The sequence below is a fragment of the Pasteuria ramosa genome (genome assembly GCF_056496785.1).
Window position 1 is genome coordinate 324,319 of sequence record NZ_CP143099.1, and the last position, 24,766, is coordinate 349,084.

Sequence of the window (24,766 nt, forward strand, 5' to 3'; positions counted from 1 at the left end):
AATCCCCCTTGCTGCACTGTAAATTAAACAGGTACCATTATAAAAAATGAAGGAAATTTTATTTCATTAAATTTCTATCTTTTGTAATTTTGCTTTTGCTCTTTCTTTTCCTTTTCTTTTTACGGCTTACCACAGCACTCCCTTTACGCTTTTTTTCATCTTTTTTGCCAACAGAACACGCCATAGCGTTTTTTGGCTTCTTATCATTAGTCGAACTAGCTGTTTTTGCTTTCAAAACACACCATTTTCGTTTAGATGACCTGCCTTGCGGCGGATATGCATTACCTTGATGCATTAATAAGTTAAAATCAATTCGCCTATCTTCTAAATTAACTTGAGAAACAACAACTTGAACAATATCACCTAGGCGGAAAGTTCTACCCGTACTTTCACCAATTAAAAGAATTTTTTTGTCATCAAAACAATAGTAGTCATCTTTCAAGGTACTAACATGCACCAAACCTTCGATGGTATTATCTAGAGCTACAAAAAAACCAAAAGGTAAAATACCGCTAATAATTCCTTCGTATTTTATATCAATCTTATCAAACATATATTCAGCTTTTTTAAGATCACATAATTCACGCTCAGCTTCAATAGCAACACGTTCTTTAAGAGAAGATTGATTAGCTATTTCGATAAGTTTTATATCATCTTTATCAATAATGTTATATATACCAGAAATCTGACTATCCATTTCCCATGATTGACGTAACAAACGGTGAATCATAAGATCCGGATAACGTCTAATAGGCGATGTAAAATGCGTATAACAAGTAGTAGCTAAACCAAAATGGCCCAAGTTTTCAATGTTATATTTCGCTTGCTTCATAGAGCGAAGTAACATCGTATTAATGATATATTCCGATGATTTACCTTTAGCCTGTAATAATAAGCGCTGTAATCTTTTAGGTCGTATGCGCTCAGGAGAACCATTTATTTTATAACCTATACTAGATATAAATTCATAAAAAGAACGCAACTTTTCTGTATCAGGTTTTTCATGAACCCGATTGATAATAGTTATGTTTTTGTCTAAAAAATAACTTGCTACTGTTTCGTTAGCTAAAAGCATAAATTCTTCAATTAATTTTTCAGCTATCGTACGTGACCTTTTGCTAATATTAAGCGGTTTACCAAAATCATCAAGATTAATCTTAGCCTCAGCTATATCAAAGTCTAATGCTCCACGTTGCAAACGTTTTGTACGAAGAATATCAGCGAGGTCCGCCATAAGTTCTAAATCATCAAGGAGATAGCCATATCGTTCTTTGATAGCAATATCATCTTCTGTATTAGATCCGCTTTGATTCAAAAGCGAATATACTTGATGGTAAGTCATACGTTCGCAAGTAGCTATAATACTGGGATAAAAAAAATACTTTATTACACAACCGGTATCAGTATTTATGTACATCTCACAAGTTATTGTTAACCTATCCTTACGAGGCAACAAACTACATGCTTCATCAGATAGTATAGGCGGCAACATCGGTACCACACGATCAATCAGATAAACGCTGCACCCTCTTCTTTTGGCTTCTTGATCTAAAAGCGAATCTTGGTTAACGTAATATGATACATCAGCAATATGGACACATAATTTAATACAATTATCATCCACGCGCTCGATAGATACAGCATCATCAAGATCCTTAGCGTCTTCACCATCAATAGTTAATATCCTATTTTTACGCAAATCACGCCGATTATTAAGGTCTGCTATTTGAACTTTATCTACAATTTTGCGCGTTTCTTGTAAAACATCGTTTGAAAAAGCAGCCGGTATATCATGTTTATGAATTATTGTTAAAATATCAACTCCAGGTTGATTAGCTTTACCTAAAATTTCAATAATCTCACCCAAAAACAGACCATTATCGCCATAATGGATCTTAACTACAACTTTATAACTATCCTGCGCATTTAATTGCCATTTATAAGGTATTTGCAAAAAAGGGATAAGTGTCCTTTTATCATCTGGAACAACGACACCTTGATCAATCGCCTTTTTATTATGAACAAAAGAAGTATGAAACGTACCAACAAGCTGATGACGACCTCTTGTAATAACTTTTACAATCTCACCTTCAGGTCGATTGCCACGTTTATAAACACTGCTTTTACGTATACGAACAGAAACAGTATCAAGATCTACAGCACCATTAAGATCATTATAATGAATATATATATCTTGATGAATTTCTTTTTGCTTCTTCGCTTTAACATCTAAGCTATCTACAGCGCATGGCAAAACAAAACCAAACCCACGCTCACTTCCCTGTAAATTACCAATAATCAATTCATCATTTCCTGGTAAAATATATCGAGATTCTATTTTTAATACCCTACCCTCTAATACAATTTTGTTAACAAGCTTATGGAATTTTTTATAATCGTGTTCCAAAATATAAAATAAGTTTTATGAAATAAAATGAAAAACATACAAACAAGTAAAGAAACCAAAAAAGACAAGAAAAAACACGTGACGTCTCTCGGTAATTTTACAAAGAAACATCACTTCAAATTCAACGCAAGAAATACGAGGATGTGATCGCTAAAATCATAAATAACAAAGCCAATACAATCGTAATACGTTGTAAGAAAGCATCAATACCCCTGGCTTTAGACTTGCCTGTGGTATGTTCAGACCCAGCAATGAAACCTGATAAACCACTAGAATTACCTGGTTGTAATAGAACAACAATTATTAGCAAAACAGAAACAATTGCTAAAAAAATTTCTACCACAAAAATAACCCCCTTTCGAAAAATTTAAGATGTAACGAAAATATAAATCACATTATTATATCATAGTGATCACGCTAACTTTTAACCTCAATTTGAACTTCATAAATTTATGCAATTCTGAACAAATCGTCCTAAATCAATGGATAAAAAATAACAAAAGCATAAATAAAAAAACAAAGAACAAAGAAAACAAAAATGAAAACTAATAATTGTTCAAATAGCTAATAATTATTTAGATAGCATGTGCTTAAATGCTGTTTTGCCGGCATAAATAGCATTTGTAGCTTCCATTTCAATACGCAACAATTGGTTATATTTAGCTAAGCGATCACTCCTACAAGGTGCGCCTGTTTTAATTTGCTTCGCACAAGAAGCTACGGCCAAATCGGCAATAAAGGGATCTTCAGTTTCTCCAGAACGGTGTGAAATAATCGTAGCATAGTTTGCTTGTTTGGCATCTGAAATAGCTTGCCATGTTTCTGTTAATGTACCAACTTGGTTTAATTTCACAAGCAAAGCATTTGCAATATTATTATCAATTCCTTGAGCTAAACGTTTTCTTTGTGTTACAAACAGATCATCCCCAACTAACTGAACACGATTACCCAATTTTTTTGTGAGATCACTCCATCCTGCCCAATCATCCTCAGCTAATCCATCCTCGATGGATATGATGGGGTATTTATTGATCCATTTTTCATAAAGTGAGATTAATTCATTAGAACTGATATGATTATTTTGATAATTATACGAACCTTCTTTATAAAATTCCGTAGCTGCTACATCTAAAGCAAGGAAAATTTCTTCACCCGGTTTATAACCAGCTTGGGTAATAGCTTCAACGATTAACTGTAAAGCCGCTTCATTATCAGGTAAAGATGGCGCAAATCCACCTTCATCACCAACATTTGTAGACATTCTTTGATATTTAAGTATCCCTTTCAATGAATACCAAATCTCAGTGCCAATCCGTAAAGCTTCTTTAAAAGAAGGAGCAACAACGGGAACAATCATAAATTCTTGTAAATCAACATTATTATCAGCATGTGCACCACCATTTAAAATATTCATCATAGGCACAGGGAGATATTTAGGTGCTATACCACCTAAATAACGCCATAAAGGTTGTTTAAAATAGTTAGCAGCAGCACGAGCTACAGCTAGGGAGACCGCCAATAAAGCATTTGCACCAAGCTTATTTTTATTCGGTGTACCATCAACATCGATCAAAGCCATATCTACAGCCATCTGATCATCTGCAGGTATACCTACAATAGCCGGCCCAATGAGTTCACGCACATTCTTAGCTACCTCTTCAACACCACGACCACCATATCGACCATGATCTCCATCACGTTTTTCAATAGCTTCATGGGCACCAGTTGAAGCTCCAGAGGGTACCATAGCTATACCAACAGATCCTTGTTCTAATTGCACCCTAGCTTCTATTGTAGGTTGTCCACGTGAATCCAAAACCTCATATGCTTGTACTAATTCAATACGCATGATAACAGCTCCTTAATATAGAAAATCAATTAATAATAGCTTATTAATAATATTTTATTAATAATATTTAAATAAAACAAAAAAACTAAAATAATGTATATGTAAAGAATTTTTAATCAAACTTTTTTGATGAAAATCTAAGAATTTATGAGGAGTGATTTCCCTGTCATAAGCTTGGGTATAGGTAAATTTAAAAGTTCTAAAACTGTTGGTGCAATATCGACTAATGAACCACTTTGTTTAAGAAGCCATTTTTTGGAATTATTGACCATGATCAATGGAACAGGAAATGTGGTATGAGCTGTGTGTGGTTGTCCTGTGCTGTCTATCATCATTTCGGCATTTCCATGGTCGGCTGTAATTAAAACAATGGAATCTTTGATCAAAGGATGATTACATATCTGGCCTAAACAAGTATCAACGGTCTCTACGGCAGTTATTGTGGGAGCCATTTTACCAGAATGCCCTACCATATCAGCATTAGCAAAATTTATTAAGCTAAAATTAATTTTTTGTTTACCAAAAGTTTGTAAAAAAGTTTCCGTAATTGAAAAAGCGGACATTGTAGGTTGCAAATCATATGTCGTAACTTTAGGAGATGGAATCAATGAACGACCTTCGCCTAAAAAAGGCTCTTCTCTTTTGCCGTTAAAAAACCAAGTTACATGAGGGTATTTTTCTGTTTCAGCTATGCGTAATTGTGTTAAACCAGCTGACGATATAACTTGACCAAGTGTTTGATCAAGTTTGGCTACCGGAAAAGCCACTTTACTAGAAAATCGATCATCATAAGGTGTCAAGGTAATAACATTTAGGTCTAAATTATTTTCATCAGACGCTAATAAACAGCTAGTTAATTGACGCATACGATCAGCTCGGAAATTGCTTAGAATAACAGTATCACCTTTTTGAATGCGAGGTAAGTTTATACCATTTTTATCTACCATAATCATAGGGGGCATAAACTCATCAGTTAAACCTTCATCCAAGGAATGGTTAAAAGCTATTAGAGGTTCGGAAAACTTTTTCCCTTCACCTTTAACCAATGCATCATAAGCTGCCCTCGTACGTTCAAAACGTCGATCTCTGTCCATAGCATATAGACGACCACACATCGTAGCTATATTCCCTGTTTTATATTTTGACATATGTTGTTGAAGCAATAAAATATATTTGTCAGCACTTTTAGGCGAAACATCCCGGCCATCCAGAAAAACGTGTACCCAAACTTGATGTAAGCCTTTTTCTGAAGCCATTTTTATCAATTCCATCATATGAGAAATATGACTATGAATACCGCCATCGGATAATAAACCACATATGTGAAGTTGTTTTTTATGACTGATAGTATAATTAATAGCTTTTTGGATTACTTCATTTAGCGCAAAAGAACCGTCGGCAATGGCTGTTTGTAAGCGCGTTAAATCTTGATCAATTACCCTGCCGGATCCTAAAGTAAGATGACCGACCTCGGAATTTCCCATTTGACCACTAGGCAAACCAACATCCTGACCGCTAGCAGATAATTTAGCACAGGGAAACCGCGACCATAAAATATCAAAATGGGGCGTTTTTGCCTGCAAAACAGCATTTCCGTATTTTTCATCTCTTAAAGCCCAACCATCTAAAATAATTAAAATAACAGGTGGTACTTTCATCAACATTTACCTTGACTAGCTGCTAAAATAAGCTCATAAAAAGCATCAGGTTCAAGACTCATACGCCCGACTAAAACACCTGACATTGCTTTCATATATCGATTTACATTGCCAGGTTCGACACTACCACCATATAAAACAGGAATATTGTCAACCATAGCTTCTTCACCCCAAGTTTGTAAAACTGATTTGATCAACAAAGCCATGTTGAAAGCATCTTTTTCCGAAGCAGCTTGGCCTGTTCTAATAGACCACACAGGTTCATAGGCAATAATCAAATCTGATAAGCCTGCAGCAGAGATTGTCGCTAAAGCACGCTCAACTTGAATACGAACAACGTCATTGGCTTTACCCGCTAGACGATCTTCGATGCGTTCACCAACACAAATAATAGGTATTAATCCATGTTCACGAGCAGCTGCAACTTTTCTTTGAACGAAATCATCGCCTTCTTCGTGTTGAATACGTCGCTCTGAATGACCAACAATAACGTGTGTCACACCAACTTGTCGGAGCATAGACATACTTACGTTACCTGTGTTCGCACCTTCTGCATACCAATGACCATCTTGTGCGCCTATTTGGACATTCGAAACATGTTGTGTCATATTAACCATGTTTGATATAGATAAAAATGTTGGACAAATAACTACCTTAATATTAGATGGTATTTTTTTTTCGTGAAATACACGCCAAAAAATCTCGGCTTCCTCAGGCGTTTTATACATTTTCCAGTTAGCAACGATTAAATAATCTACTGGCAATAAAAACAACTCCTTTGTTTCTAAATAACATCAAAATAAGGTAATCTTCTTTCAGATAACATTTCTAACATGGCACCTCCACCAGTGGATAAATGATCAATAGATTCTAAACAATTCGTCTTTTTTAAAGACGCTAAAGAATCACCACCACCTACCAAAGTAAAAGCAGAAGTTTCAGCCATAGCACGCGCAATAGCTTCTGTACCTTTACTAAACAAAGACCATTCAAAAACACCCATTGGTCCATTCCAGATAATTTGTTTAGCATTTTTTATATATTTAGAAAACAATTCACATGTTCTAGGACCAATATCTAAAACATAATGATGGTCACTAACTTCATCACACTTAACACGACGTAACTCGGAAGGTTGACTAGAAAAAACATCAGAAATCACAACATCAATTGGTAAAATTAACTCTACACCCAAAGAAGTAGCTTGATGAATAATATCACGGGCTAAATTGACCACACTTGGTAAAGGTGTCGATTTACCCATATTATAACCTTTAGCTGCCAAAAAAGCAGACGCCATACCTCCACCTACTAAAATAGCATCAGCTTTATTGAGCAAAGATTCGAAAACACCTATCTTATCGTCTACCTTAGCCCCGCCTAACAATACAACAAATGGCTTTTGCACATTAGATAACATCTTAGTGATCGTATCAACCTCTTTAGATAACAACTTACCTGCTACAGAAGGTAAGTAAGCAGCTAATCCAAAGTTAGAAACATGTTTACGATGGGAAACACCAAAAGCATCATTAACGTGCACATCAGCTAACTGAGACCAAAAAACAGCCAAATCCTTATCATTTTTTTCTTCTCCAGGATAAAAACGCGTATTCTCTAAAAAAATAATATCACCAGGATTTAACTTAGCGACTTCTTCTTTAACATCTGAGTATACTAATGATGAAACATATTTGATCGATATACCTAAATGATTACTTAAACATTTAGCTACAGGCTCTAAACGCAAATGATCCACCACACGACCCTTTGGTCGCCCCAAATGGGCTAAAATAATAATAATAGCCCCTTGGGATAATAAATACTTCAAGGTAGGAAGAGAACTAATAATTCGTGTTTCATCCATAATATGACGATCTTCTATAGGAACATTACAGTCAAGGCGACAAATAACCTTTTTATTCACAAATGATACATCCGACAAGTTTCTTCTCATAATATATACCAATTATCCCTTTCTTTTTTATATAAAAAGTGAAAATTTAAAAAATGAATTAAAAAGAAAATCAAAACAAGGTTAATTAAATAAGTAAAACATGGGACTTGTCCAGAAATATTAATATAGCCGATTAGTAATGGTCTAATTTAATGCACAAAAATAGCCATTATCATAGCTTTAGTGCCTTTGATTAAACCCTTAAACTCTCTTCACATTGATTCTTGGACAAGTCCATGAACCACAAATGAATTAACTAAAGCGAAGTAAATAAACAAAGTACAAATAAAAGAAAATTAACAATATTAATTCTTATTAACACGCGAATCAGCTTTATGCATAACTGTTAATAGGTCAACAACACGATTAGCATAACCATTTTCATTGTCATACCAAGCAATAATATGCACTAAATCGCCATTGATAACATTAGTGGAAGCAGCATCAATAATACCAGAATATGTATTACCATTATAATCAATTGATACTAATTTTTCTTCTGTGTAATCTAAAATACCGCGCAAGTTGCTTTCTGAGCTCTCACGCAAAACTTTATTCACTTCTTCTTTGGTCGTAGTTTTTTTAACATGTGTAACCAAATTAACCAAGGAAACATTAGGAGTCGGTACCCTTAAAGCCATACCGTCAATCTTACCTTTCAACTCAGGTAAAACTTGAGCTACAGCCTTAGCAGCTCCCGTACTCGTAGGGATAATGGAAAGAGATGCAGCACGCATACGACGGAAATCTTTATGAGGAAGATCTAATATATTTTGATCATTTGTATAAGCATGGACTGTTGTCATCGAAGCTTTTTCAATCCCGAATTGCTTGTCCAATATCTGAGCAATAGGCGCAAGACAATTGGTTGTACACGATGAATTAGAAACAATATCATGTTGTAAAGGATCATATTTTTGATCATTCACACCTACCACAATCGTTAAATCAGCACCGTCTGCCGGAGCAGAGATAACAACTTTTGAAGCACCAGCTAGTAAATGTTTTGATGCGTCTGCTTTATTGCTATATATACCCGTTGATTCAACAACATAAGAAACACCATAATCACGCCAGTTAATCTTCGCTGGATCTTTCTCTGTAATAACTTTAAAACATCTACCATCAACAACAAAAGCATCATCTATTAATTGAACATCAGCCGCTAAAGGACCATGAACAGAATCATATTTAAGTAAATGAGCCAATGTTTCATTCCCGCTGAGATCATTTATAGCTTTAACCTCAAAATAAGGGTTATTTAATAATGATATAAATACACGTCTACCGATACGTCCAAAACCATTAATACCTACACCTATCTTTTGCATAATAAATAATTTGCCTCCTTTAAATAATTGACAGCAACATTTTGTTCATAAAAACATGCTTTAGAAAAAATGTTAATGATATAATAAAAAGCATCTAAATAAAATGTAAAGCAATACAGTTCTACCCCATTCTAACACATATTTATAATCTTAAGTAATAGCCAAAACAAAATATCAAAAGATATTAAAAAACATTATCTTTATCAAAAAATCACACAATTAAACAATATATTTTGAAATAAAAAATATTTATGATCCCCAAAATACAATACGCGCATAAGAACACACAAGAAAATGAAACTAAGCAAAAATTTATAAATTAAAAATAAATCAATTAAAAATACAGCAAATATATAACTTGGTATCAAAGTTTGTTTTCTTGTAATGAAAATCATCAATATGTTAAAATAAGATTAAATCAAAAAAGCGCCTATAGCTCAGGGGATAGAGCACTGGTCTCCGGAACCAGGTGCCCAAGTTCGAATCTTGGTAGGCGCGTTTATTAAATCACCAATTAGGTTATAAATTAAAAAAATTGAAAACAAAATAGTAAATGAATTAATAAATCAAAAAAAAAATTAAAAAATCTTTAAATATAAAGAACATAAAATAAAAATGATGCAAATATTTGCATCATTTTTATTTTATGTAAATAGTAATTTCATTTTTTATATAAAAACATATATAAAAACATATATAAAAAAATATATAAAAAACAAAGAAAGCTAGGTTCTCAAACTAACCCAGCTTAAAAATAAAACTATTAAGCAGAATGCTCTGCTTTTTCAGCCTCTACTTGTTGATTTTCATCAGTATAACTATACTCACGCAAAACAGCTTCTTCAATCTTTTCCCTAGCATTCGCACAAATAGGATGTGCTATATCACGAAACTCCCCATCAGGTGTTCTTTTGCTAGGCATAGCTACAAATTTACCATTATTACCTTCAATAACACGAATACCATGTACCACAAACATACGATCAAAGGTAACAGAAGCAATTGCTAACATGCGTTGCCCCTCGCGTTTGACCCTACGTAAACGAACATCAGTAATCTCCACGGAATACGCTCACCACCTGTTGCTTAAAAATGTCTTATTCTTACATTTCGCGATGCGATCAGACTATGCCTGCTACATCTTTTATTAGAAAACACCTTTTTTAATATATAACACACGTAATATCGGATAGCCAAATTTTAACACATTTGTAAAACATATAATAACTTCATCGAGCATCAGTAATTACAGGCGCAACCCATACATCCCAACCATGCGTAGAAATATGCTGAGAAATTTTTCTAGCCAAAGCTTCTGTACGGACAAGACCATACACAGTTGGTCCACTCCCCGACATAAGGGCTACATCCGAACCATAGGATTTAAGGCAATTTTTTATAACAACAATTTCTGGTATATCCACTTGAACTATCTCTTCAAATGTATTATTCAATGAACGACATAAATTAGGGTAATCGTTATTAATCAATGCATTAGCCAAGCAAAAAAAAAGAGTTGGATCCTCATCTATGTTAGATTTCCGGAACCGCTCAAATACATCTGATGTCGACACACTGCAAGATGGCTTAACCAAAACAGCCCAAATATTTAAAGATGTTTTAAAACCAAAAACATGGTCCCCTCTGCCCTCTACTAAAGCTAATTGACCTTGAAAACAAAAAGGAACATCAGATCCAATTTCTGCTCCCATTTGTAACAAATCACGGTCATTTAAATCAAGAGCAAATAAGCTATTTAAACCACGCAAAACAGCTGCAGCATCACTAGATCCCCCTGCTAGACCAGCTCCAATAGGAATATTTTTAAATAAATTGATACAGAGACCGATATCATCCGAAAATTTAGCATAGTTTAGAAAACAATCAACCGCTTTTATCACAAGATTATCTTTTGAAATAGAAAGTCCTGTATCAGGAGGATAGATCGATAATTCAATCCCAGGTTTAGGACTTAAAAAAAAGACCAGTTTATCGTATAAACCTACGGATATATTAATCATACGCATATCATGATAACCATCATGGCGCTTTCTTAAAACATCCAACCATAGATTCAATTTAGCTGGTGCTAATTCAATATGAGAATTTTGTTTATATTTCATAATAGTAACAAAGTAGTATGTCTGGATAAAAACAAAAAATGAGCATCAAGAACACACTACCTATGTACCTCCGCAAAAAGCAATTGATAAATAAAAAAAATCATTTAAGCATTATCCAAAAAACTTTAATTAAATTTAGCTGATTTAAATACTCACTTATCAAAATCAGCTAAAAAAGAACTCAATAAAGAAAGTCCATTTTCACCAGAAGTAGCATAACGAAGAAGATGGTTGTTATCAAAAAAATAATAAGAAGGAACATACTCATTTCCAAAAACATCGTTAAAATAAAATGTATTGTCAATGCATTGCGGATAAAATCGGCTTCCCTCTAAAGCAACTTCCTTCGCCTCAGGTGAATCAATATCAGCTTGTTGCAAAGGTATATGAATACCAAAAAGTTGCAAATCAGGAAAAATACCTATCCAATCTCTTATAATCAATAAATCTGGCTTACAAACAAAACAACTAATAGACCAAAAATGCACCAAAACTTTTTTTCCATCAACCAATGGTAAGCTGTTAAACCAATATATATTTGGTTTAAACTTTGAATGGTATAATGAAGGTAAAGGTGTAAGAAGTTGCAAATTTATTAATTTTTCAAGTTAACTTGACCAGGTTTCCAATCAACAGGACAAAGCCCGCCTGATTGCAAAGCTTTTAAAACACGTAAGGTTTCATCCGTACTACGACCTACAGAGTTTTCGGTAACAACTTGATAACGAATAATACCTTTATCATCGATGATAAATAAACCTCTACGAGGATGACCGGCAGATTCATCAAAAACACCATAATCGATACTAACATTATGTAATAAATCAGCAGCCAGAGGGTATTTAATATTACCTAAACCACCATTTTTACGATCTTGCTTAATCCACGCTCTATGAGAATAAACACTATCACAACTCACACCTAAGATGTCACAACCCAAATCTTGGAATTCATCATATCTATCCGATAATGCAGTAATTTCTGTAGGACAAACAAAGGTAAAATCTAAGGGGTAAAAAAATAAAATCAGCCATCTATTTTTATAGTCAGAAAGCTGTACAGGATCTTTTAAAGTATCTAGATTTTTCGTACTATTCATACTAAAAGAAGGAGCAGCTTTACCAACAAAACAAGTACTCATACGGCACACATCCTATATTCCAGAAATTAAAAAGCTAAAAAATCGGCGGATAACAAATACACAACTAGCATATCACGGAGCCCAAATGGTAGTCAATCTAACGCTACTCATCTAATTAAAAGAGTTTTTTATTATCAAAAAAAATTTAATTCTGTTAATATAAAGAACGTCCCCCACGGGACGCTCGTTGAAATACCAAAGAATTTCTTTATTTTTCCAGGTGCTAATTTATGGTGTAAACAACTAATATAAATAACCACAAAAAACATAATTAAATTAAAATATAAAAGATATTTAAGCTCCAGGTGGTGCTTTAGGCGAGGCTCCAGGACCAGGAGGCTTCGCTCCATGTGGAGGTTTACCTCCAGGTCCTCCAGGTCCCCCAGGTCCGCCAGATCCGCCAGGTGGTCCAGGTGGTCCAGGTGGTGCGCCAGCTCCACCTGGTCCGCCAGGTCCGCCAGGTGGTGCGCCAGCTCCACCTGGTCCGCCAGCTCCACCACCAGGTGATGATGGTCCACCAGCTGCATCAGGTGGTGCCCCGCTAGATGGCGGCGGCATTGGTGGTGCTGGTTGTGATTGGTTAGATGGCGTTGATGCATCTTCTTTTTCCTTGTCTTTCTCTAAACAACCACCCATTAACAAAATTGCTGAAGAGATAAGAGTCAATCCAGAAATCAATACAATCCTGCGTTTATTAATAAGCTTTCTCAAAAAAGACACCTCCGGGCAAACTAAGGGTTTTGATCTAAAAAAAAGTTTGAAGCCACAACCCTAGAAAAAAACTTTGGTATAAAAGTTATTTTAGTCATAAATATTATTTTAAATAACAAGTAAGAAATACGAAACACTCATACTTAAGATTTCCCCTATACGTTGAAATCTAAAATACTGGCATCGCCCCCTTTTGAGGAAACAAAGGGGTACACCCCATCCCCAACCACCCTAGTACGCATAGCTTTTACTTTTCGCTCAAGTTCATCACCATCCTTCAAAAAAAAAAAAAAAAAACATCCAAAGAAAAAGAGCCTCTATAAAAATTGGAGGCTCTTTAACTGACAAAAATTAGCTTCTCGTTGTCCCAAGAGCACACCTATAACAAAATATATATTGCAATATACTGGGACAAATGCAGACAAGTATTATTTTTACCCTGAAATCTTTAAAAGTCAAATAATTAAAAAATATTTATAATAAATATTTATTTCAATTAAAAATTAAATAATAAAAATGAATCAAAATAATTATTTAATTCAAAATTAGATTGGGAAATAAAAAACAAAATTTAAAACTCAGAAAACAAATAAATAATTTTTAATCCCCATATTCTAAAAATTAAAATATGGGGATTAAAAAAACTAATCCCCATACACATTTAAGCGAAGGGGATTAGTTTATAAATAAATATTTAAATTTATAAAATTAGATAATAAAACCCAAAACTAATTAGCTGAAGGCTTAGTATCTTCTTTTTTAACATCATCTTTTTTAGATGATGAAGAATCAGTCGTTTGACCCGCTGATGGTCCCTTTGGATCTGCTGAAGTAGTCATTGGTGAAGTTGTTGCTGAAGCAGGTTGATTAGATGCAGCTGGAGCTCCAGCATCAGGCTTAGTATCTTTACTTTCTTTACTTTCTTTACTTTCTTTCGCTGGCTCTGAACCTCCGCAGCTGTCAGCTCCTACTAACCCCACTAAAACAGTTCCACAAGCTATTCCTATTAAAATCGATCTCTTTAAACTCATTATCGATCATCCCTCCGAAATAATTTTCAAATTTTAGTATTTTAATCATATAAACAAACCTCCGGGGGCATACTCAATTATAACTTTCTAAATTCAAATCATCCAGCTTTTTTGTCTTACAATAAGCTTACATTTGTGTAATTTAATCTTTTTTTTAATAAAATCAATTTTATTAATCGCCTATTCATATAGATAAATATAATTATATTTATCTTAGTTTTTGAATTTATATTAAATGGCTACATGAAGTTACACAAAAATCTATGTTTTAAAAAAAATAACTAGTTGTCGGTGCAGGTCAAGGAATATAAATCAAAAACTTCTTTAATTTATATTCCTTGACATTTATTTAAATTCATTTTTGTTAAAAAAAACATACCCGCCAATTGATGAAAACATAATTTATCTTTCCAATTTATAAATAACCTCTTCATGAGTATTAGCCGCGCGAGCCATCATAAAAAGCAAATCGGATAAGCGATTTATATATGCAAGGGAGATATCCTCATGTACATATTCATCGTTATAACGATGAAATAATGTCACCAATCTTCTTTCTGTCCTTCTAACTACAGAACGTGCTTTATGTAAACTTGCAGATAAAAAGTTGCCTCCAGGTAAAATAAAAGATTTAAGAGGAGGAAGTTGTTCAATAAATTGATCAATCCACTGCTCTAAACATTGCACTTGCTTAATTTCTAAAACATTTCGCTTAGGATTAGCTATGTGTGTTCCCAAGTCAAACAATTCATTTTGTATAATTTGTATTTTTTTTTGCATAGGTTCATCGCTATAATATACAGCCCAAGTATGCGCTTCACCCATAAAGGCATTCAATTCATCTAAATTACCACAAACTTCTACACGAAGATCATCTTTCAACATCCTTTTAGACATCGTTAATGATGTTTCGCCTCGGTCACCTTGACGCGTGTAAATACTCATGATTATTTTCGCAACTCCTCATAAATATTGTATATGATATAGTTTTATTCTTTATTTATTTTTATTTTTTTATTGCTGTTTATTATTTTATTATTTGTTATTTTTTGTCCTTATTTAATAACAATAAACAAATTTAATATGAATGTTCTTTAATTAATACCCTTTGCAAAAAAAACAGATGCTTTGTTGATTGGATTTTCAATTTCACCTATTTCTATGTCATAGATTTTTTTTAAATTATTAGTAGTTAATATGTCCCTAGGTTTGCCAATTCCTAAGATCTCTCCTTTATGGATAATCATAATTCTTTGGCATATTTGAGAAGCCAAATTACAATCATGCATTACCATAACGATAGCTATTTTCATTTCATCATGAAGTTTTTTAAGTAACTTAAGCATTTTAATAGTAGCTCCCATATCTAAATTAGCCGTCGGTTCATCCAATAGGAGTAACGATGTTTGCTGCGTCCACATTTGTGCCCAAGCTAAGCGCTGTCTTTCGCCCCCACTAAGTTCACTCGCATTTTTGTGCTGTAATGCACAAAGGAATGTCTTAAGTATAGCGATATCAATAATGTTATGATCTAATAAAGATAAATCTTGAAATCGTTTAAGATGAGGATAGCGTCCCATTTTAACTACTTTACGCACCATTATATCTTTGTCAGGTAATGGGTCCTGTGAAAAAAAAGAAATCATCTGCGCTCTTTGTTTAGACGTATAATTATATAAGCATTTGTTGTATAACTGGATATTACCTTCAAAAGAAATTAATCCAGCTAAACATTTAAGCAATGTACTTTTACCACTACCATTTGCACCAATAATACCTAAAAAATCATTTTGTTGAACATGGAAATTTATTTTTTTCAAAATTGTGTTTGATGCATATGTTTTTTGCAAATCTTCTATTACCATCATAGCCAAGAACTAACCACCCCTAGATACTTTTTTAGAAATTAAAAGCCAGAGAAACCACGGGGAAGCTATAAAAGCTGTAATAACACCTAGGGGTAACTCGCGTGGAGTAAAAATAGAACGGGAAATAGTATCTACGATGATCAGAAATATAGCTCCGAACAAAGGGATAATAAAAGGAGCATAACGATACTCTGTACCTATAAACCAATGTATAAATCGAGGTATGATAAATCCTACAAAGCCGATAATACCTACCAAGGAAACTGTAAAGGCTGTAAGTAAAGAGGAAATAATAAAAATATAACGTTTTAAGACAAGTACATTTACGCCCAAACGAAATGCATAGATCTCACCTAAAAGTAAAATATTTAGTTCACGATACCAAAGTCTTGTCCAAAGAATACTAATGATTAAAACAATAAATAAAAGGTGTGTTTTATCCCAATTGGTATTGTTCATACTACCAAGCAGCCAAGATGTAAGCGGTGATGAATTGGGATAAGAGATGTAAGAAGAAAATGTTAAAATAGCACCACCAATAATCTGGAGAGCTGTACCAAGAAGGATGACCTGCTCCGAGGAATTAATACGCGAACCTCTTGTACCCCATAGAACAAATAAAAGGGATAGTACTGCACCTAACATGGCTGCTGCAGGTATCCAGATGTATGCCATAAATGATAATGCAAAACTTTCAATAACGACGATTAATATGGCAACAGAAGCTGCAGATCCGCTAGCTATTCCTAGTGTGTAGGGATCAGCTAATGGGTTATCTAAAACAGTTTGTAAAAGAAGACCACACAATGCTAATGCAGCCCCAACTAAACCTGCAGTTATAATCCTTGGCAGCCTAATAAAAAAAATGATATCTGATACGGTATTATCAATATAAGTTATTTGTTGGGTAATATATAACCAAATAGATGTCCAGATAGAAATGCTTCCTACAAATAAACTCAATATTATTATTAATACCAATAATAATATTGAGCAATAAATAGCCAATTTATATTTTTTATCTTCTTGCATCAATTGGTAGTCCTCGCACTTATTCAACTTTATATAAGCATTTAGTTATTTTTTCCATGTTGTCTACAATCTTAAAATCAGCAAAAAAAGGTAAAGGATCGTTTATATAACAAACATTCGCTAATACTTCAAGTAGTTTATCATTGTTTTGATGTGAAATAATAATATCAGGCCCAAGTTCATTAATCTGTTTTTTAGTTAACCAAATATTACCTTTTTCTCTGATAATATTATTCAGATCTATGTATTCTAAAATATTATCAAGTAATGTACCTTTTCCTGCCACTAAAAAGTATTCTTCTTTGTTTTGTTGCATCGTTTGATGTACAAATAAAACATCTTTAATATCCTGAGGAACATTATTTTCTTTGACCCTTTGTTGTTGTTGAAATTTTATCTTATGTATTATGCGAAGTTTTTTATAATCAATCTCTTTGATCATAGCATCTGCTTGTTTTTTGCGCGAAAATAAATTAGAAAAGATATTAATTGCTTCATAAAAGTTCTTGAATGATAAAAGAGGCATAAATAAAACATTTAAGCCTGCTTGTCTTAATTGAGCTAGCATTTGCTGATCAACATCATGATCAACCAAAATAAGATCGGGATTGAGTTCTTTTAGTGTATTTATATCAGCGTAATTTTTGGTTTCGATGACAATATATTTATCATTTTCTAAATTTAATTCTTTGTGAGTCAATTTAATGAATTTCGTTTCCTCTAAAATATTAGTCAATATAGGAGAAAAAGATACGATGCGTTTTGGCATCCCATTAATATTTATCCTTTGACCAGTAATATCATTAATCGTTTTATTGCGACGTAAATTTTGATTCCAAGTATCTTGTTCTTGGATAGATTCAGGAGCTATCACCCATATAAAAAACGGTATTGTACATAAAGCACCGACTAAGAACAAAATTTTTTTATAGCTCGTAGATGGGGTAAATATGGTATCACCTTCTCCGGGAAGATAAAATAGCGCAATTAATTGGGTAACTAAAATAAATCACCCTTAAATCCGTCCCACCTAACTATAACACATGGTAGGGTTGAGATTTCAGGGTGATTTTTGTCATCATGCTAACCTTCTTTATATTCTTTAAGTTTTGGATAAGTTTCTCTAAAAAGAAGAGGGCTAGGACTTTTATTAAGTGCAGGAATTTTACGAAAAGATAAAAAAAGAATGGATAACAGGCTTAGGCCTCCTAGAAGTGGATATATATGCTCCACAATATTAGAAAAACCAAATAGTGAGAACAGGTACGCTAAGCCTAAAATAATAATATTAACTTTAAGAAAATTCTGCTGGTTATTTTTAACTTGACGTATAACTAAACCATACAGGTTGCCGACTAATGTTGTTAAAATTTCCGCAGCTATGACAATTAAAAATAAGTTGTATAATAATGGGTGCAAAAAGCTAATAATATGTGCCATGGGCATATTAGATGCATGTATATCATCATAGTATATCCATAAAGCCTGCTGACTCAGCAAAAGAAGTAATCCGAGGATACCTCCCCCTAGTAATGAACCGCGAAAAATGGACTTTTTATCTTTAGCAGAAACGCCTAAAGGAACTAAAACAGCCTGAGCCATAACTAAGTTAATTCCTACATAGCGCAGCGCATCCCATATTACTATAGCAGGAAAATCAAAATTTTGGGATTTTATATTAGAAACGATAATATCAGAGGAATATATGCTAAAACAAGATATCAATACAGTGAAAAAAATCATAAGTGGTACAACGTATAAATTGATCATCAAAATACCTTGCATTTTTTTAGAAACTATTTTATACGTTAACAACGCCACAAGGATATTTGATATAAATATTGGAATCCCAAGGTTATCAGAGAATATCGTGCCCATACCAGACAACATGGCTGTTGTTACACAAAAAAGTGTAATACTTACAAAAATAGTTAATAATTTACCAAACTTAGATCCAAATAAATATGTATTAAGTTCTTCGTATGACGATGCTTCTAATCGATTACCCATAAGCATCATTCTGTAGCCTAACCATATAAACAGAAAAATGGCTATTGATATACCTAAATTGCCCCATATATCATGTTTGGTAAAAAAAACAAAAACTTCTTTACCGGTAGCAAACCCGGCACCAACAACTGTCCCGACATAAGCGAAAGCAATTTTAACGGTACTAATAGACTTAGACAATAAAACACCTCCTAAAATACGCTTATCATATACATTATATGCTTACTGCTTGGTCATTTCTTGGATAAAAAAAATCCCCTTTTTCATACTTCATCAAAAATGTATGTAGAAGAGGACATTTTATAACTAAAAAGCAAAGTATTGCATATAAATCTCACAAGATATCGAAAACTTTATATTAACGCCTATGAACAATTTGATGTTTAATCAAGAAATTGGCAGGATTGACTTTATTAGCGTAAACGCTAACGGTATAAGTATGTTCACCATCTAAATCAACCTCATCTAAGATACTGCGTTGCGACTCAGTTAAATCAGACCATTCTCTAGAACCATTTGGTCCATCACGCTCAACTTTGTAAACTAATGTATCTTGCGTATTTTCTTTTTTAACACCTATAGGCTTCCATACAACTTTCATTATACCCTCATCCGAAATAGGCAACAGCGAAATAGATAACTTATCCACTTTGAGCGGGGCTAATGATTCATTATCTTTAATCTCATTATCGTTATTAATATCAGCAGGTCTTCTACTAGCATATACAGCATCAACGAGTTTTTCTGCTATAGGAAATGTATGCCTATCTGTAAATATTTCAACTGTATCTTTTTTGGCATTTGGCAAAGATCGCGTTAAACGAGCATCATTATAAGCTAAAAAAGATAATACATATGAACGATCTAGCATACAAATAGCTAAACCAGCATTAGCTGCATCGTTCGTTGTACCTGTTTTCATACGCAAATCACGATTGCCTTTTTTAAATTTAGCAGCTGTACCATTTGGTTCAGTTACATATTTCATCAGGTCTTTGGCTCTAGAAGAAGTATCTTCTCTAATTATACGTTCAGGTTTACATTCTGATGACGGTTTAATCAATCGTCCTTTATGATCCTCCACGCGATTAATAAATCGTCTACAGGGCATAACGCCTCCTGAACATATAGTTCCATATGTATCAGCCACTGAAAAAGCGGTAGTGCCTCTATTTTGTCCCCCTAAAGCTAAGGCTGAATAATTTTTATCTTTTTCATCGACCAACCAACCCAATTTTTTCAAGGTATTATAACTATATGTTAAACCGACTTTTTCTCTTAATAGGTGAATAAAAGGCATATTACGCGACTGAGCTACTGCATCTTTTAAAGAAATATTACCCTTAAAAGCATTGTCGAAGTTTTTAGGCGCATAAGTACCTTGTTCGTATGGTATATCTTTAACCACTTCATTTATATGATCGGGACCCAATGAATTTTTTTCCAATGCAGGAACAACAACACCGGGAATTTTGACAATCGATCCCCACTGCAAAGTTGCTTGAGCACTATTTATGAAACCACCCTTTTTATAATCACGACCGCCACTTATACCTGAAACTAAGCCAGTTTTATAATCCATAATAGTGATTGAAGCATTTACTTGATTTGCATCAGGAAAGTACCGACTATCTTTCATAATATCATCAATCGTATTCTGCACATGCAAATCCATACCTGTATATATCTTATATCCCTGACTCATTACTTGCTCTTTCTTTAAACCATATTTATCTTTGAGCTCTTTAAAAACCATCTCCATATATGGCAAAGAAAGTTTATCTTTTTTAATATTAGATAATATCTTTTCGCTATCGGGCAAATCTTTATTTATAGCTAAACCGACTTCTTCTTCATTATAAAGATTATCTTTTCTGAAGATCTTCAAAACATTGTTACGTCGTTTCAAAGCCTGATCATAACTACCTAATGCTCCGTACTTGGCCGAACCTTTAACAGTTCCTACCAAAAGAGCCACTTCGTGTGGTTCTAATACATCTTTTTCTATATCTTTGCCAAAAAACAGTTTTGCCGCAGCCTTAACACCACGTACACGCAATCTTGTACCACCAAAATCAATACAATTAAAATAAATTTCTAAAATCTTATCTTTAGCTTTTAATTTGTCTCCATCAAACATCCTAAGAAGATACTCTTCTATCTCCAGCGCACAAGCAACTTCACGCAATTTACGAAAATAATCCGCCGTGGCCATATCTTGATAAAAATTACGACACATCTGCATCGTTATCGTACTAGCACCTCTAACGATCGTAAATGACTTAATGTTTTCTTTTAAAGAACCCATAATAGACATAAAAGCTATACCGCTATGCTCGTAAAAACCCTTATCTTCAATTATCGTAAAACCATCTATTAAATTTTTATTATTTTTTTTGATTTCATCTATTCGAGAATAATCATACTGAATATTATCAATTTTGCCAACACTAACTTCATTTTTGTCCAAAACATAAGTACTAAAATCGGATTCCAGCATAACTTCATACTGAGATTTATCTATCTGTATCAAATAAACCTTTAACAATAAAAAAGAACCTACACCCATAAATAAAAAAGTTAAAAAAGTTAAAATAATCTTTCTGATCGTACAGTCAAATAAATTAAGTTTAGACTTTATCTCATATTTATCACTGTTATCAATATTAATTTTTTTTTGTTCTGAAAAAGGTGATTTCAGAGCAGATCATCCCTTTCGAAAACATCAAATAAGCTACAAATAATATAAAAGGGCACTGTATACTTATCTATACCCTACCATGCATTAAAGAATAATGGAAGGGAAATTTATAAAGCATATAACAATATATCCAATCTATTATTAAAAAACTAGCAAAAAACTTATGTAAAATGATTTATTGTAATAAACACTATTTTATTGATTCGCTGAAGAAAAGTCAACCAATAGGCCAAGCCTATTGGTATAAAAGTATGAAATAAATCTCAATCCAATCCTAAAATTTTTTTAAAGGCAAATTCTCTTTTTAATCCGTACCCGAATGATGAGTAATTGGGTCCTCACCACCTCTTATACCAGGAGGTTGTGATGGTGATGATGGTTGTGGTGGTGATGGTTGTGATGGTGATGATTGTTGTGGCGGTGATGATTGTTGTGGTGGTGATGATGGTTGCGAGATGGAGCCACCTGGAGATAGTAAGTTATTATGTGGCATTAGCGGTGACTGTAAAATAGCATTAGTTAAAATAGATACTTGTTCTCTACGCAATATAATATTCGAATCGCGAATGTATGATTCTAAGATATAATTATAATTTTTACCAGGTACTACCTGATTATCTATAAAACTTGTGTTAGAAATGTTTTTAGCAACAATTTGGGGTGCAGAATCACTACTTTGTCTAGTAATATTATAAGACAATATTACAGAACCACCCGTACCTGTTACTTGGGGCATCCAATTTAAACGCACACCGCCCATAGCACCATCGTAAATACCCTGTAATCCAAGTGAAGAAATCTGTATAGGAGGAATTGGGTCCATAACATCTTCTGGTTTTTGAAAATCTGGCACATTTTTTCTATAAGAAGCAGCGTTTAAAATATCCTGTGTCATCCATAAAGGAGGTCCACTACTCTTAATTCCGTGGTTAGATGTATCGGAGCGATTGGGATTAAATACGATTGTACAAGTAGAATGTAAAGTTGTAAAAGCGCATAAACTTCCTGCCTGGTTGTCTTGCGTCGTTCCGGTCTTCATTCTGACAGGATATTTATTACGCAAATAAAACAATCTTCCTGTACCTATACCTCCCGGTTCACTTACATAGCGTAATAAACGAATCAAATACCAAGCAGTTTTAGGCGTAAAAATCACCCTTTCACCCTCACTAGATGCATCAGTTCCGCATATAGATTTTTCGGGCGGTAATTCATGTCCATCACGACCGATAACTTTGTTTATAAAATGAGGACAAAACATTTTTCCATTATTCGCAATAGCAGTATACGCAGAAGCTAATTTAAATATTGTTTGTCCAGAGCTCAAAGCTCCTAAGGCTAAAGAAGCAATATTCATATCATTAGAGGTTAAATTTATACCCATACTAGCTAATTTTTGAAAGCTAAAATTAACTGTAGAGTGATTCATCATAACTCTAATAGTTGATAAATTTAATGATTCAGCTACAGTTTGTGATAAAGGGATCATACCTCGTGTTTTTTTATCAGCATTCTTAGGTTTCCAATTACCTATTTGAATCTCTGTATCTTCGACCATAGAATATTCATTTAATTTACCGTCTGTTCTTTCAATAGCGGGTCCATACACAGATAAAGGTTTAATTGTTGAACCATATTGTTCCATAGCGGAAAACCCTTGTATATGATCACCAGGTTTATATCTTCGCCCAGCACCAATAGCAGCAACTAAGCCGCTTTGAACTTCAATTGTAGCACTACCAGCTTCCCATTTAGATGTATCCGCTGTTTTAACTACAGGATCCCTATAGTAGCTATTGTTAGATAAGGCTTGATCTGTGGCGTCTTGTGCTAAAACATCTAAACCTGTATAAATCTTATAACTACCTACCTGCAATTCTGTAGGATCTAAATTATAATTCTGTTTTAATTCCTTTAATACAAGTTCCTTATAAGCAAAATATTTACTTGCTTTAGAATTTTTTTCAAGCCATACTTCTTCTGATTGAACAGGTTTTTGTTTAGCTACTTCTGCTTCATCAGTGGAATAAATACCAGATTTAACCAATTGATCCAGAACTAAGTTGCGTCTATTAAAAACTTTATCTTTTTTAGATGAAAAAGGACCATAAATAGCGGGAGCTTTAACACAAGCAACCAAAAGAGCTACTTGTTGTGGCTCTAAAGCTTTTTGTGTAATATCAACATTAAAAAAAGCTTTAGAGGCTAATCTAATGCCTTGTATATTTCTGCCAAACTGAATAATATTTAAATATGTGTTTAAAATTTCTTTTTTAGCAACCACCTTATCTTGATCTTCAGAAACAACCCTTTCTAAACTAATCGCACGAAAAACTTCCCCTACTTTACGCAAAAAAGTTTTTTCGCGTTTATTATCAAAGTTACGAACAACCTGCATCGTAATCGTACCAGCACCCTGTTTATGAAGACTAAAAGAACTAAGATTGACCCAAATAGAACGAAAAATCGAATGAAAATCTATTCCTATATGATTAAAAAAACGCTTGTCTTCAACAGCAACAAAAGCTTGAGCTATTTTTTCATTGTACTTCTCCAGTTCAGGCATCGTAACCAACTCACGATTAAGATCACCTATAGGAACAATAGGTACTTCTTTATTATCAAACATTTTCGAGCTTGAACCCATGTTACGCAAACGATTAAACTCTTCTTTACTAACTTGATTAATATAAACAGACGTCAAAACAAAAGCACCAATTGACAAAAAAATAACGGTCAAAGAAATCAAAGAAATCCACTTGAGCGTAAAAAAACGTCTCCAGTTTACTGATGATCGCGTCGTTGATCGCGATCTCCGCTTGATTCTTTTCACCAAATTGAAGCTCCACCTTGTACAACATATAATAAGAAACTTATTTTACAAAGCATACACAATTACAAAAATATTTTCAGGATTTAAAATTAATATATCTAAGCAACTACTTAA

Annotated in this window: 21 protein-coding genes and 1 tRNA gene; 1 reads left to right on the forward strand and 21 read right to left on the reverse strand. The window is 33.6% G+C overall.

Annotated elements, in window-relative coordinates:
* Positions 1–58 precede the first annotated feature (58 nt).
* From rnr to gap, 7 genes are all read right to left on the reverse strand, one after another.
* Positions 59–2,407 (reverse strand): ribonuclease R, encoded by a 2,349-nt coding sequence (gene rnr, locus VS182_RS01470; RefSeq protein ID WP_479484770.1) that lies wholly within the window; start codon positions 2,405–2,407, stop codon positions 59–61.
* Positions 2,408–2,528: 121 nt separating this feature from the next.
* Entirely contained in the window at positions 2,529–2,750 is a 222-nt protein-coding gene (gene secG, locus VS182_RS01475) for a preprotein translocase subunit SecG (protein ID WP_479484771.1), read from the reverse strand.
* Between the two features lie 228 nt (positions 2,751–2,978).
* Complete coding sequence (gene eno, locus VS182_RS01480) at positions 2,979–4,256, reverse strand: phosphopyruvate hydratase (RefSeq protein ID WP_479484772.1); 1,278 nt, start codon at positions 4,254–4,256, stop codon at positions 2,979–2,981.
* A gap of 137 nt (positions 4,257–4,393) precedes the next feature.
* On the reverse strand, positions 4,394–5,914 hold the full coding sequence (gene gpmI / locus VS182_RS01485; protein ID WP_479489054.1) for a 2,3-bisphosphoglycerate-independent phosphoglycerate mutase: 1,521 nt from the start codon (positions 5,912–5,914) through the stop codon (positions 4,394–4,396).
* Positions 5,914–6,678 (reverse strand): triose-phosphate isomerase, encoded by a 765-nt coding sequence (gene tpiA / locus VS182_RS01490; RefSeq protein WP_479484773.1) that lies wholly within the window; start codon positions 6,676–6,678, stop codon positions 5,914–5,916. The genes gpmI and tpiA overlap by 1 nt, the downstream gene beginning before the upstream one ends.
* 20 nt (positions 6,679–6,698) lie before the next feature.
* Positions 6,699–7,841, reverse strand: coding sequence for a phosphoglycerate kinase (locus VS182_RS01495; protein ID WP_479492668.1), 1,143 nt, complete (start codon positions 7,839–7,841; stop codon positions 6,699–6,701).
* 335 nt (positions 7,842–8,176) lie between these two features.
* Positions 8,177–9,202, reverse strand: coding sequence for a type I glyceraldehyde-3-phosphate dehydrogenase (gene gap / locus VS182_RS01500; RefSeq protein ID WP_479484775.1), 1,026 nt, complete (start codon positions 9,200–9,202; stop codon positions 8,177–8,179).
* A 426-nt stretch (positions 9,203–9,628) separates the two neighbouring features.
* Here gap and VS182_RS01505 point away from each other — a divergent pair.
* Positions 9,629–9,700, forward strand: a tRNA-Arg gene (locus VS182_RS01505).
* 265 nt (positions 9,701–9,965) lie between these two features.
* Here the strand turns inward: VS182_RS01505 and spoVG are convergent.
* From spoVG to VS182_RS01575, 14 genes are all read right to left on the reverse strand, one after another.
* Complete coding sequence (spoVG, locus tag VS182_RS01510) at positions 9,966–10,265, reverse strand: septation regulator SpoVG (RefSeq protein WP_479484776.1); 300 nt, start codon at positions 10,263–10,265, stop codon at positions 9,966–9,968.
* Positions 10,266–10,431: 166 nt separating this feature from the next.
* On the reverse strand, positions 10,432–11,325 hold the full coding sequence (gene ispE / locus VS182_RS01515; protein WP_479484777.1) for a 4-(cytidine 5'-diphospho)-2-C-methyl-D-erythritol kinase: 894 nt from the start codon (positions 11,323–11,325) through the stop codon (positions 10,432–10,434).
* A gap of 152 nt (positions 11,326–11,477) precedes the next feature.
* On the reverse strand, positions 11,478–11,837 hold the full coding sequence (locus VS182_RS01520) for a TlpA family protein disulfide reductase (RefSeq protein ID WP_479488780.1): 360 nt from the start codon (positions 11,835–11,837) through the stop codon (positions 11,478–11,480).
* 83 nt (positions 11,838–11,920) lie between these two features.
* Positions 11,921–12,466 (reverse strand): peroxiredoxin, encoded by a 546-nt coding sequence (locus VS182_RS01525; protein WP_479484779.1) that lies wholly within the window; start codon positions 12,464–12,466, stop codon positions 11,921–11,923.
* A 294-nt stretch (positions 12,467–12,760) separates the two neighbouring features.
* Positions 12,761–13,177, reverse strand: a complete 417-nt coding sequence (locus VS182_RS01530; protein ID WP_479484780.1) for a hypothetical protein — start codon at positions 13,175–13,177, stop codon at positions 12,761–12,763.
* A 155-nt stretch (positions 13,178–13,332) separates the two neighbouring features.
* A complete protein-coding gene (locus VS182_RS01535; protein WP_479492669.1) occupies positions 13,333–13,458 on the reverse strand; it encodes a hypothetical protein in 126 nt (41 codons plus the stop codon).
* Between the two features lie 447 nt (positions 13,459–13,905).
* Positions 13,906–14,208, reverse strand: a complete 303-nt coding sequence (locus VS182_RS01540; RefSeq protein ID WP_479488782.1) for a hypothetical protein — start codon at positions 14,206–14,208, stop codon at positions 13,906–13,908.
* Between the two features lie 402 nt (positions 14,209–14,610).
* A complete protein-coding gene (locus VS182_RS01545) occupies positions 14,611–15,153 on the reverse strand; it encodes a cob(I)yrinic acid a,c-diamide adenosyltransferase (RefSeq protein ID WP_479484783.1) in 543 nt (180 codons plus the stop codon).
* 149 nt (positions 15,154–15,302) lie between these two features.
* Entirely contained in the window at positions 15,303–16,076 is a 774-nt protein-coding gene (locus VS182_RS01550; protein WP_479492777.1) for an ABC transporter ATP-binding protein, read from the reverse strand.
* A 9-nt stretch (positions 16,077–16,085) separates the two neighbouring features.
* On the reverse strand, positions 16,086–17,039 hold the full coding sequence (locus VS182_RS01555; RefSeq protein WP_479492670.1) for a FecCD family ABC transporter permease: 954 nt from the start codon (positions 17,037–17,039) through the stop codon (positions 16,086–16,088).
* A gap of 88 nt (positions 17,040–17,127) precedes the next feature.
* Positions 17,128–18,027 carry an ABC transporter substrate-binding protein gene (locus tag VS182_RS01560; RefSeq protein WP_479488783.1) on the reverse strand — a complete coding sequence of 300 codons (900 nt, stop codon included), beginning with the start codon at positions 18,025–18,027 and terminating at the stop codon, positions 17,128–17,130.
* Between the two features lie 164 nt (positions 18,028–18,191).
* Positions 18,192–19,298: a YkvI family membrane protein gene (locus tag VS182_RS01565; protein WP_479484786.1), complete on the reverse strand. Its 1,107-nt coding sequence runs from the start codon at positions 19,296–19,298 to the stop codon at positions 18,192–18,194.
* 178 nt (positions 19,299–19,476) lie between these two features.
* Positions 19,477–21,651: a transglycosylase domain-containing protein gene (locus VS182_RS01570; RefSeq protein ID WP_479492671.1), complete on the reverse strand. Its 2,175-nt coding sequence runs from the start codon at positions 21,649–21,651 to the stop codon at positions 19,477–19,479.
* 472 nt (positions 21,652–22,123) lie between these two features.
* Complete coding sequence (locus VS182_RS01575; protein ID WP_479489056.1) at positions 22,124–24,652, reverse strand: transglycosylase domain-containing protein; 2,529 nt, start codon at positions 24,650–24,652, stop codon at positions 22,124–22,126.
* Positions 24,653–24,766 lie beyond the last annotated feature (114 nt).